The 10,034-nt window shown below is 64.6% G+C and carries 12 protein-coding genes and 1 pseudogene; 6 read left to right on the top strand and 7 right to left on the bottom strand.

Going from position 1 to position 10,034, the window contains the following annotated elements; translation table 11 throughout:
• From MKK69_RS12905 to MKK69_RS12895, 3 genes are all read right to left on the bottom strand, one after another.
• The coding region (locus tag MKK69_RS12905) for a Crp/Fnr family transcriptional regulator (protein ID WP_243968292.1) at positions 1 to 363 on the bottom strand (363 nt) is incomplete at its 3' end.
• 428 nt (positions 364 to 791) lie between these two features.
• Positions 792 to 1,352: a chemotaxis protein CheB gene (locus MKK69_RS12900; RefSeq protein ID WP_279598357.1), complete on the bottom strand. Its 561-nt coding sequence runs from the start codon at positions 1,350 to 1,352 to the stop codon at positions 792 to 794.
• 13 nt (positions 1,353 to 1,365) lie between these two features.
• The gene (locus MKK69_RS12895) at positions 1,366 to 1,578 is read right to left on the bottom strand and encodes a hypothetical protein (protein WP_243968290.1); all 213 of its coding nucleotides are present in this window, start codon (positions 1,576 to 1,578) and stop codon (positions 1,366 to 1,368) included.
• Between the two features lie 694 nt (positions 1,579 to 2,272).
• Between MKK69_RS12895 and MKK69_RS12890 the strand changes: the two genes are divergently transcribed.
• From MKK69_RS12890 to MKK69_RS12875, 4 genes and pseudogenes are all read left to right on the top strand, one after another.
• A complete protein-coding gene (locus MKK69_RS12890) occupies positions 2,273 to 2,491 on the top strand; it encodes a hypothetical protein (RefSeq protein WP_243968289.1) in 219 nt (72 codons plus the stop codon).
• A gap of 79 nt (positions 2,492 to 2,570) precedes the next feature.
• Complete coding sequence (locus tag MKK69_RS12885) at positions 2,571 to 3,452, top strand: cytochrome b/b6 domain-containing protein (protein WP_243968288.1); 882 nt, start codon at positions 2,571 to 2,573, stop codon at positions 3,450 to 3,452.
• Positions 3,449 to 4,387, top strand: coding sequence for a molybdopterin-dependent oxidoreductase (locus tag MKK69_RS12880; protein ID WP_243968287.1), 939 nt, complete (start codon positions 3,449 to 3,451; stop codon positions 4,385 to 4,387). Before MKK69_RS12885 ends, MKK69_RS12880 begins: the two co-directional genes overlap by 4 nt.
• A gap of 246 nt (positions 4,388 to 4,633) precedes the next feature.
• Positions 4,634 to 5,695 (top strand): annotated as a pseudogene (locus MKK69_RS12875) (DMT family transporter).
• Positions 5,696 to 5,774: 79 nt separating this feature from the next.
• Here the strand turns inward: MKK69_RS12875 and MKK69_RS12870 are convergent.
• Positions 5,775 to 6,101, bottom strand: coding sequence for a hypothetical protein (locus MKK69_RS12870; RefSeq protein ID WP_243968286.1), 327 nt, complete (start codon positions 6,099 to 6,101; stop codon positions 5,775 to 5,777).
• Positions 6,098 to 6,724 carry a ParA family protein gene (locus MKK69_RS12865; RefSeq protein ID WP_243968284.1) on the bottom strand — a complete coding sequence of 209 codons (627 nt, stop codon included), beginning with the start codon at positions 6,722 to 6,724 and terminating at the stop codon, positions 6,098 to 6,100. Before MKK69_RS12865 ends, MKK69_RS12870 begins: the two co-directional genes overlap by 4 nt.
• 358 nt (positions 6,725 to 7,082) lie before the next feature.
• On the opposite strand from MKK69_RS12865, the gene MKK69_RS12860 reads away from it, so the two are divergent.
• Complete coding sequence (locus tag MKK69_RS12860; protein WP_243968282.1) at positions 7,083 to 7,658, top strand: hypothetical protein; 576 nt, start codon at positions 7,083 to 7,085, stop codon at positions 7,656 to 7,658.
• On the opposite strand, the gene MKK69_RS12855 is transcribed toward MKK69_RS12860, so the two are convergent.
• Positions 7,613 to 7,837 carry a hypothetical protein gene (locus MKK69_RS12855; RefSeq protein ID WP_243968280.1) on the bottom strand — a complete coding sequence of 75 codons (225 nt, stop codon included), beginning with the start codon at positions 7,835 to 7,837 and terminating at the stop codon, positions 7,613 to 7,615. The two genes, MKK69_RS12860 and MKK69_RS12855, sit on opposite strands and share 46 nt — an antisense overlap.
• A gap of 154 nt (positions 7,838 to 7,991) precedes the next feature.
• On the opposite strand from MKK69_RS12855, the gene MKK69_RS12850 reads away from it, so the two are divergent.
• Entirely contained in the window at positions 7,992 to 9,095 is a 1,104-nt protein-coding gene (locus MKK69_RS12850) for a hypothetical protein (RefSeq protein WP_243968278.1), read from the top strand.
• 129 nt (positions 9,096 to 9,224) lie between these two features.
• Here the strand turns inward: MKK69_RS12850 and MKK69_RS12845 are convergent, their stop codons facing one another.
• Complete coding sequence (locus MKK69_RS12845) at positions 9,225 to 9,818, bottom strand: hypothetical protein (protein ID WP_243968277.1); 594 nt, start codon at positions 9,816 to 9,818, stop codon at positions 9,225 to 9,227.
• Between the last annotated feature and the right edge of the window lie 216 nt (positions 9,819 to 10,034).

Below are 10,034 nucleotides of genomic sequence, written 5' to 3'. Positions count from 1 at the left end.
CGTGAGATCGTGCATGCTCTCGTGCGGGATGAACGCGACTGTTGCCCGGGTCATCGTCCCGAGGTTGTGGTCCATCAGTGGGATGTGCAGGCTCTGCAAATCCGGGGTGTCGCCCGCGATGTGGAACGAGAAGATCTGGCGCCGTCCCTCGCTCAGGAACTTGTAGCGGTAGGCCCAGCCTTCCAGGATGACACAGCACTGGGTCGCGAGGTCGCCCTCCCGCACGATGTCCTGTCGGGCCGGCAGGGTCCGCACCCGGACCGGCAGGCTCTCGATCGCATGCCGCTCCTTATCGGAGAGGCGGCTGACGCTCTCCAGCTTGCAAATGAGCGGATAGAGGGCGTGGGGAAGCTTCGAAGCCATCGTGGCGTCGCCTCGCGTTGCAGGCGGAAGCGCATGGCTCTTCCAGGCGGCAGCACCTGTTTCAAAACGGCTGCCGATTTATCACGTGTACAGCCCATGTCAGCGCCACATGCGATCCTGGGATAGGATTTCTCGCGATTGCCTCAGGGCTTCACGAGCAGGACGTTCACAGCCTTGGCGAGAACGTGGACGGTGTCGCTCTCCTTGAGGCCCAACGCCTCCACCCAATCGATCGTCATCACCGAGGACATCCGGTCGGTCGTGCCGACCAGTTCGACCTCGACTTAAGCCATCACGCCCCCGCGCTTGATCGCCGTCACCGTGGCGGGGATGTCGTTGCGGGCACCGTGCTTCGTGGGGCGTCCTTCTAAGGCCACTGACTCGGCCGGGTAGCTCACCCTATGCCAGAGCCATCGGCTTTTTGAAGCTCAGCGACCAACACAGAGAGCAGCAACGCGCTCAGCGAGCCGGTCGCTCGTAAGGGGTGCCTCAGGGTGATCGCGCCTCACCGCCGCTGAGGGCATCTCGGGATGTTCGGCCTCTTCCAGGTCCTGGACCAAGCCAAGGCCACCATGCGCCGTGATCGCCCGCATCCCCTCGGCGCCGTCATTGTTCGCGCCGCTGAGCACGACCCCGACGACGCGCTCGCCGTAGGTTTCGGCCGCTGAGATGAACAGGGGATCGGCGGCCGGGCGTACGAAGTGGACCTTGATCCCCTGATCCAGACGGATCGCACCGAAGCGCAACCGCATGTGGTGGTCGGGCGGCGCAACGTAGACATGGCCACGCTCGATCACCTCCCCATGTCGCGCGAAGGCTACCGGAAGATTGCCACGCCGGGCGAGGATGTCAGGGAGGCAGCTTCGATGCGCCCCGATGTGCTGGACGATGAACACGGAGGCGCGACACGTGCTGGGCAGCGCCTCGACGATCCGCATGAGCGGACCGAGGCCACCGGCGGAGGTGGCGATGACGATGATTAGGCTCATCTCATTGGGACAATCACCGTAGCAAGTGCTGGTTCAGTTCCCCTGATGACAGAAGACGCGCGATCCGTCGTGCCACGACGATCAGAAGCGCGAGCATCAAGAGTAGTGCGGTCGCCGCCAGCTTGGCGCGAACCCACCAAGAATATTTCTCAGCCATCGACGGCAGATCTACAGAGAAGGCTGCTGGATGAAAACGTGGATCTAGGCGGATCGGCCGGGCGGCCATATCATCACGGCTCGCCCGGCCAGCCTGTTATCGGATCGGGCGGCGGGGTCGAGCCTGCCTCGCCGATTGTCATCCCGTTGGCGTACCTCCAGTCACGGCACCAGATCTGAAACTCGATCGTCTCGCCCCTCGTAAAGGGCAGATGACTCGTAATCATCTGCTCCCGGTGTCGTACCTTACCTCTCGGTCCACTCCTGTGAGCGTAGTGCCCTGCACCGCCCATGCGGGATGCTTCCGATGGATCATTACGTCGGTTGACGGCCAGCGATTGGAGCAATCGTCCTACTCTTATGCAACAGCAGCCGGGGCGCGAGCGGTCGGCAATATGCGGCGGCGTGAGATAGATGCGAAGGTGTAACCACTTCTAAGCTCTCTCCCCACGTCATTAAAGCCTTAGCCTCCAACCCCTACAGAGCACAGGTCGTTCTAGAGAGATCAGCAATGGTCAAGCTCACCTCTGATGCAAATTAGAAGCTGCGCAATAAAATCACGTCAAATGATGCTTCCATAAGCCCGCTATAAATTTGACTCCTCGTTTGAAACTTATTCGGATCGCCGTTCGTACAGAGCTGTTTTGCTCAGTTTTACTACGATGTACAGATCGAAAAGATGATTTTATTTAGGAACTTAGGTGGGATACCGGGGCTTCTCCGTAGGTTCGGGTGGGATATCCGCCCTATCTGGGAGATTTTAGATGAAAAATATGACACTCGCGCTCGTCGCCGTGCTGTTTGGCGGCTTTGCCCTCGGTGCAGGATCCGCATCGGCTGCGCCGATGTCTGTTAATGGCCTCCAGTCTGATGCTGGCATCACGCAAGTCCGGATGATGCACGGCGACCGAATGATGATGAAGAAGCGCATGATGCGGAAGCGCATGATGAAGAAGCGCATGATGATGAAGCACGGCATGTGATTTTGAGGCGCTCTGCGCTTCCGGAGGTCCCAATCCAGGGGCCTCCACCCTTGTCAAAGACCGCTCTGAGGGAGTCCGTTTGCCTCGAACCTACCTGACACGCTCGGCGCCCGACACTGGCGAGGTCGAGACACGACGCTGGATGTTCCGGCACCCCGCCGTGATCCGGGCCACCCATTGGGCCAACGCGCTCTGCCTGCTCGTCCTGCTGATGAGCGGTTTGCAGATCTTCAACGCGCATCCAGCCCTTTACTGGGGCAAGGCATCGACCTTCGACGCGCCACTGCTGGCGATGTCCTCGACCGAGGACGACCCGCCCAAGGGCGTGACCACGGTGCTGGGTCGCGCCTTCGACACGACCGGCTGGCTCGGCTCCTCCGCTGGAGCCGACGGCGAGCCCGCGGATCTTGGCTTCCCGTCCTGGCTGACCCTGCCGAGCGACCAGGACCTCACCGGCGGCCGGAGCTGGCACTTCTTCTTCGCCTGGGCCTTCGTCCTGAACGGCACCCTGTACCTGTTCTACGGTCTGCGCAGCGGGCAGCTGCGCTTCCGCGTCGTTCCGCAGCGCGACCAGATCCGGCACTTCGGTGCTTCGATATGGGAGCACCTGACGCTGCGCTTCCCGCAAGGGGATGAAGCCAAGCGCTACAACGTCATCCAGAAGCTCACCTACGCCCTCGTGCTGTTCGTACTCCTGCCCGTGCAGGTGCTAGCGGGCCTGGCGATGTCGCCGGCCATGGACGCCGCGTTCCCGTTCCTGCTGACCCTGTTCGACGGACGGCAGTCAGCCCGCACTGTCCACTTCGTCATGGCGGCCTTGCTGGTCCTGTTCGTGGTCGTTCACGTCGCCCTGGTTCTGCTCTCGGGCTTCTGGAACAATATGCGTGGCATGCTCACCGGCTGGTTCGTGATCGACCGCAAGGTCGAGCCGGCACCCGTTACCGGGAAGACCCGGGCATGAGCCGCTTTCTGAGCCGACGCGTCCTCCTGACGGGGGCTTCCGCCGCGGCTGCGACGGCTATGCTCGGCGGGTGCGACCGCCTGGGCAACGCGGAATGGTTCAAGCGCACGCTGAAGACGGGCGAGGACGCCAACCTGTTCGTTCAGCGCCTGCTTTTGACCGAGCGGACGTTGGCTCCGGAATTTGCCGAAGCCGACATCTCGCCGGTGTTCAAGCCGAACGGAACCGAGGACCCGCCGGACAAGGGCTACAAGGCCCTGGCGAAGGGCAAATTCGCCAAGTACCACCTGGAGGTCGGCGGCCTCGTGGAGGCGCCCTTCAGGCTGTCCCTGGCCGAGCTCCGCACGCTTCCCGCCCGCACCCAGGTCACCCGGCACGATTGCGTCGAGGGGTGGAGTGCCATCGGCAAGTGGACCGGGGTGCCGCTCGCCGACCTTTTGACCCGGGCCAAGCTGAGGCCCGAGGCGCGCTTCGTCATGTTCCACTGCGCCGACACCATGGACCTGGGTGGCGATGACGATGGTGAGGACGACGGCGCCACAGATGACAGCGGTTCGCAAGAGGAGGCGCCTGCCGGCAATGCCAACCCGAACATGGCCAAGCAGTCGGGCGGTGGCGAGAGCAAGAAGGACTCGGGCGGCCAGCAGGCGTCGGAAGACACCGCGGCCAGCGGCGGGTCGCCGGTCCGGTACTACGAGAGCATCGACCTCGTGGACGCCTTTCACCCGCAGACAATCCTAGCTTACGAGATGAACGGGCAGCCCCTGCCGGTCGCGAACGGCGCGCCCTTGCGCCTGCGGCTTGAGCGCAACCTCGGATACAAGCAGGCCAAGTACGTCATGCGCGTCGAGGTCGTGGAAAGCTTCGCCCATATCGGCGAGGGCAAGGGCGGCTACTGGGAGGACCAGGGCTACGCTTGGTATGCCGGCATCTGAGCCGAAGGATCGGACGTGAGATGCGCAACCAGATCCTTGCCAGAAGGGTCTGTAAGCGAGCCCGATGCAACAGGCCGGGACCAACCGTAGGGCTGCATCCCGGCCTCGCGCGCAACCCCAACCGCGTCCGCGGCTGGTGTGCGAACATGTAGTTGCATGAATACGCAATCACATAGTCGATTGTTTACATAGGATTGCAGACGAGTGCGATCAGCAGATGCGGCTTCCATCTGTTAAGTTCGGAGCATGAAGGATCCTCATTCCCACCTGTGGCCCGGCGTACCGCTGGCCCTCGCATCGGCGGTCCTGTTCGGTGCTTCTGCGCCGCTCGCAAAGCTGCTGCTCGGCGAGATGTCGCCGCAGCTACTGGCAGGGTTGCTCTACCTGGGCGCGGGCATTGGTCTGGCTGCCGTGCATGGTGGCCGGGCGGCCCTCGGCGTTCCAGCCCCCGAGGCTCCTCTGCGCCGACACGATCTGCCGTGGCTGGTGGCAGTAGTGCTGTTCGGCGGCCTCGCTGGACCGCTCCTGCTGATGCTGGGACTGTCGCACACCTCGGCGGCTTCCGGGTCCCTGCTGCTCAACCTCGAAGGGCTGGCGACCATGCTCATCGCCTGGGTGGTGTTCCGGGAGAACGTTGATCGGCGGCTATTGCTCGGCGCATTCGCCATCCTTGCAGGTGCCGCTGCGCTGTCGTGGAATGGCGGGGGTGTGCGCCTTGATGTCGGTGCGGCCTTCATCGCCGCGGCCTGTCTGGCCTGGGGTATCGACAACAACCTGACGCGCAAGCTGTCCTTGGCCGATCCGGTGGTGACGGCCACCATCAAGGGGTTGGTGGCGGGCAGCGTCAACGTCGTGTTGGCGCTGGTACTTGGTGCGGCTGTGCCACCCGTGACGGTGATCGGGGCGGCTGCCGTGGTCGGCTTCCTCGGCGTCGGGGTGAGCCTTGTCCTGTTCATGCTGGCCCTGCGCCACCTCGGGGCGGCGCGCACCGGCGCCTACTTCTCCCTTGCGCCTTTCATCGGAGCGGTGATCGCCGTGGCTCTACTACGCGAGCCGGTGACCATGTAGCTTGTCGTGGCCGGGCTGCTGATGGGGGTGGGCCTATGGCTACACCTCGCAGAGCGACACGAGCACGAGCATGTTCATGAGGCGCTGGAGCATGAGCACGTCCACGTTCACGACGAGCACCACCAGCATCATCACGATGGGCCGGTGACGGAGCCGCATTCACACTGGCATCGGCACGAGCCGTTGAAGCACACTCATCCGCATTACCCCGACCTGCACCACCAGCACGGGCATGCATGATGGGCTTGACCAAAGTGTCCCATCTGAAACTGAACATAACCGCATAATCACATAAATACATGATCGCGCGGTTATCCGGTTAGATGTCCTCGCCGTCCTTGCCGGCGGCGTGCCCGTGTTTCTGCAGCATGAGCAGCAGCCCCTCGCGGTAGAGAGCCTGAGCCGTCGTGTTCCTCTCGAACGCCAGGCGGCGGATCAGGTCGAAGGTCTCGGGCTTGGCGTAGAGGCTGCGGTGGACGTCTCCCTCGCGCGTGCCCCTTGCCGCCCTGCCCTGCCCCTTGCCGCCCGGGATCTCATCGTCACGCAACTGCGCAGGCGCATCATCAGGTGACTGCGTAGTCGTATGATTATGTGGCTTGCTGAAGATACCTTGCTGCGAGAGCTTCGGGACCGGGGGCTTGCTCACGCGGCGCTCTCCATCTGGGCCTTGGTCCATTCCCACAGGGCAACGATCTCGGCGGCCGCCTTCCCCGCCGGGTTGATCTCGGTCACGCCGAGCCCCGACGCGGCCGCATCCCGGAAGTCGGTCCGGTCCGCGACCGGCGGGGCGACGATGCCGCCAGCCTCTAGGGCGGCGAGGGCATCGGCGGTCCGGCCCTGCGTAACCGGGTTGGTCGCGTTTAGGACAAAGCCGAACCGGCGCTTCAGCGCTTCGATGCGGTCGACGGTCGGCCGGGCAGCACGCAGGTCGAGCGCCGATGGCCGAACCGGAACGAGGATGAAATCGGACTGCTTGAGCGCCGCGTCGACCTCGGGGCCAAACGTACCGGCCGTGTCGATGATGACCAGGGAGACGGCGGCCACCTTGCGGGTCTCGGCCACCCACCGGACCAGGGCGTTCGGCTGGACCTCGCGGAAGACGATGTCCTTGGCCTCGCGCTGGCGCCCCCACTCGGCGAGCGATCCTTGCGGATCTAAGTCGACGACGATCACGCGCTCGCCGGACTGGCGGGCGGCGACGGCGAGCGAGCCGGCAAGGGTGCTCTTGCCGCTGCCGCCCTTCTGACTGGCGAGAGAGAGGATGCGCATGCAGCTACGTGGTCACATGATTGCGCAGCCGCACAAGCGCGCGATCGGGTGATCACGCGAGTTCGGCCGGCGCCGTGTCGGCCGGGCCACGAATTCGGGTGCGGCTGTGCGTCCGTGATTATGTGACTATGTGAACACGCAATCGCGTGACTGCGCACCTGCGTCGTGCTGTAACTTTCGATAAGGGTCATTCTCGAAAGTTTCGATGTGAGCCAGTCGCCCGCCATCCTGCTGCCCGACGATAGCCAGCGCCTCCCAGTCGAGACGGCCGCGATCGTCTGCGCCTATCAGCGTGCGAGCAAGGCGGACTCGACGGTTCGCGCATACCGCGGCGACGTGCTGGTGTTTCAGGCTTGGTGTGGCCCAAGCGCAGAACGCCGCCCAGGCGGGCGTGCTCGGTCAGGTCATGTCGGGCGGCGAGTTTAATTCGAACCTCGGCCTGCAGAAGGCCCAGAGCGCGCTGTCCGCGATGCAGCAGAGCACGCAGAACAACATCGGCACCCGCGAGTTCGATGCCGGCCAGACGGCCCAGCGCGCGGCTTCGGCCCGGGACATCGCCCCGCGCGAGGTGTCGGCGGGCGCCACCGACGTGCTGCCGGGTGTCGCGACCCTGGTGGGTGGCGCTGGAGCGGGCGCGGGGGCTCTGGCGAGCAAGGCGGCCATGGGCGGCCTCAAGCTGGCAGCCAGTTCCGCCGGGCGGCAAGCCGACATCGCCCGCAACCAACAGCTCGCCCGTGCCGTGACGATGGCTCCGGGCGATCAGCTCGACGCTCTGCTCACAGCCATCCAGCGGCGCGGCCAGATGATGCAGCAGGTCGGGGCGGTCGGGAACGCGGCTCGGATCGGAGCGCAGGCAGCGGCGATCTCTCAGGCAGATCGGGCTGGGCCCTACCTGCCGACCGCCTTCCCTGCTTTGCCCGCCTTCTCGCGGTAGAGGAGCACGCCGCCTGTGATCCAGAGCGCCACGAAGAAGGCCCAGAACCCTGCTTGGCCGATGTGGTCAATCAACCAAGCATGCACGGTCGGTACCGTTGCGTTCACAACGATGCTCGCGATGCCCATGAGCATCGTGAACAGGGCGATGGTGAGTGTGACTTCGAGCCAGCGGGGCATCGTATGAAGATGGCCCCACCTTGCCATTCTGTCGATAGCCGCCAGGATCGCCAGCGGAGGCTCAGGACGGCCGTGCAGCAAAACTGTGGCTTGCTAGCGGCCAAAGCTTCGCGTCCGCCCACGGCCAATTTCTCGCGCAGGAAAGGGCCACGCCATGAGCGGCGGCTTCGGTAGCCTTCCCACCTTCGCGCAGGATGATCCAACCGCGACGGGCCTCGGCCTGCTCGGGCTAGGGCAGACTGTCCCGGCGTCGGCACAGGATCCGAGCGTGCCGCAGGCCACCCCGCCGGGCTTCACGGGCTACACGCCGCCGACGCCACCTACCGGGACGCCTACGCCGATCCTGAACCCGAATGCGGCGGCCACGGGCGCCAGCCTGATCTCGGCGCTCGGCCCCAACAGCGCCGAGGCGGCGACGCCGGACCCCAACGACATCCGCGGCCGGTTCATCTCGACGCTGCAGCAGGGCGGCCTGACCAATCCCAACGGCCTGGGCGCGGTCGCGGCTTACGCCCAACACGAGAGCGGCTATTCTCCCTCGAACATCACCGGATCGTGGTCCGACCCGAGCCAGAGCGGGGCGCCGGGCACGTCCGGCGGGATCCTGTCGTGGCGGGCCGACCGCCTCGCCAACATGAAGGATTTCACGGCTGGCGCGTCCGACCCCGCGTCGGCGCAGGCCAACTTCCTGCTGCAGGAGAACCCCCAGCTCACGCAGGCCCTGCAGAACGCGCAGAGCCCGCAGGAGGCTAATCGCCTGATGGCGCAGGCCTGGAAGTTTCAGGGGTACGACCAGCCCGGCGGCGAGAACGCAGCCCGGCTCGCCACGACGCAGGCCTACGCCAACAGCCTCGGGAGCGGCCAGGCTCTGCCGGCGACGTCCGCACCTCGGGGCGCCTCGATGGGCTCGACAGCGCAGCAGGGCGGGTTCGGCCTCGGTGGTGTCGTCGGGCAGGGTTCTGCCGTTCCGGGGCAGGTTTCTTCCTCGCCGGACGTGGCCTCCCTCTCGGGGCAGCCGATCGCGTTAGACGGGTCGCAGGATCAGGGGCAGCAGCAGGGCGGCTCCTACGGCGACATCGCCAAGGCGCTGCAGGGCGTTGCGGGTAGCCAGAAGAAGCAGGCTCAGGGACAGCCGAGCGATAAGGACAAGAAACCGGGTTTCCTGGACACGCAGCCGATCAGCCTCCAGCAGGCGCGCAAGCTGTTCGACGCGAACCGGTTCTATTCGATGCTGCCGCGGGGCGGTCGGGCCGCGTGACAGGCTGCATGGAGTAAGGCGACTGCGCCGGCGAGGCCGCACCTGGGCGTTGTGAGACGAGACCCCCCAGTGCTGCTCTGCCGGCGCGCGGCCGAAGCCGATCGCTGAGGGTATGGTGGCGTAGGACGGTTAACGAGCCTTGCTGCCGCTGTCAGCGTTTGCCGCCTCCGAGGCCCGGGCTAGATCCCCTTTGGCCTGAGCTAGGCACAGGATGGTTCGGTTCTTTATCCACGCACCCTTGATCTCCATCGTCATGTCGAGGGTGCTGCGCTCGATGCCACGATAGGACAAGCCGAACGGGATTGAGCCATCTGTAGCGTGCTCGGCCTGCTTGTTGGTCTCGGTCCAGCAGTAGCTCACCCAACTCTGATCCAGATAGACGAGCTTGGCATAGGCGTTGATCGCGGCCAGGGCCTTCGTCTGCATCTGGGTCTGCGCGCTACCGGCCTCGGCTATGGACACGGGTTCAGCCCTGGCCGGGATCGCCGCAAGACACAGCACAGCGGCGATCGGCCCGATGAGCTTCCCGAGGGTCAGGCCGGCGTCCATGCGCTCAAGATGGCGAGCGGTGGAGCGGGTGTCGAGTGGGATTTGATCCTTCTCGAGCCCCCCCCCTCGCCTGGCACCGCGGCCGCCTGAACGGCGCGCGATCACAACCTCGTCATAAGCGTAAAACTTCAGGTATTTTGGGATGTCATTAACAAGAGTGAATTCAGGATACAAGAAAGGCTATATCTGATCTCGGGTAGTACAAATGCGATATTACAACCGAAAGTTGCCGCGAGCGATCTTGCTCGGTACTATAGCTTCATTGGCTGTAGTCGGTGGCGCCATCGCGAGCCTGCCGGATGCGGATCACATCGTATCGCAGAAGGGCAAACGTTTCGGGCCGGGGGACGTCGCACTCCACGTCGGTGAGCACATCACGGTGGTCAACGA

Source organism: Methylobacterium sp. J-026 (assembly GCF_022829585.1).
Lineage (GTDB): Bacteria > Pseudomonadota > Alphaproteobacteria > Rhizobiales > Beijerinckiaceae > Methylobacterium.
Note: the sequence above shows the minus strand (reverse complement) of the source record. Positions and strands in the feature narration are given on the sequence as shown.

Excerpts from the sequence above, each read along its gene's own strand:
- MKK69_RS12855 (WP_243968280.1), bottom strand. The coding sequence starts at position 7,837 with ATGCCCCGCTGGCTCGAAGTCACACTCACCATCGCCCTGTTCACGATG.
- MKK69_RS12900 (WP_279598357.1), bottom strand. The coding sequence starts at position 1,352 with ATGAGCCTAATCATCGTCATCGCCACCTCCGCCGGTGGCCTCGGTCCG.
- MKK69_RS12880 (WP_243968287.1), top strand. The coding sequence starts at position 3,449 with ATGAGCCGCTTTCTGAGCCGACGCGTCCTCCTGACGGGGGCTTCCGCC.
- MKK69_RS12850 (WP_243968278.1), top strand. The coding sequence starts at position 7,992 with ATGAGCGGCGGCTTCGGTAGCCTTCCCACCTTCGCGCAGGATGATCCA.
- MKK69_RS12865 (WP_243968284.1), bottom strand. The coding sequence starts at position 6,724 with ATGCGCATCCTCTCTCTCGCCAGTCAGAAGGGCGGCAGCGGCAAGAGC.
- MKK69_RS12890 (WP_243968289.1), top strand. The coding sequence starts at position 2,273 with ATGAAAAATATGACACTCGCGCTCGTCGCCGTGCTGTTTGGCGGCTTT.
- MKK69_RS12895 (WP_243968290.1), bottom strand. The coding sequence starts at position 1,578 with ATGGCCGCCCGGCCGATCCGCCTAGATCCACGTTTTCATCCAGCAGCC.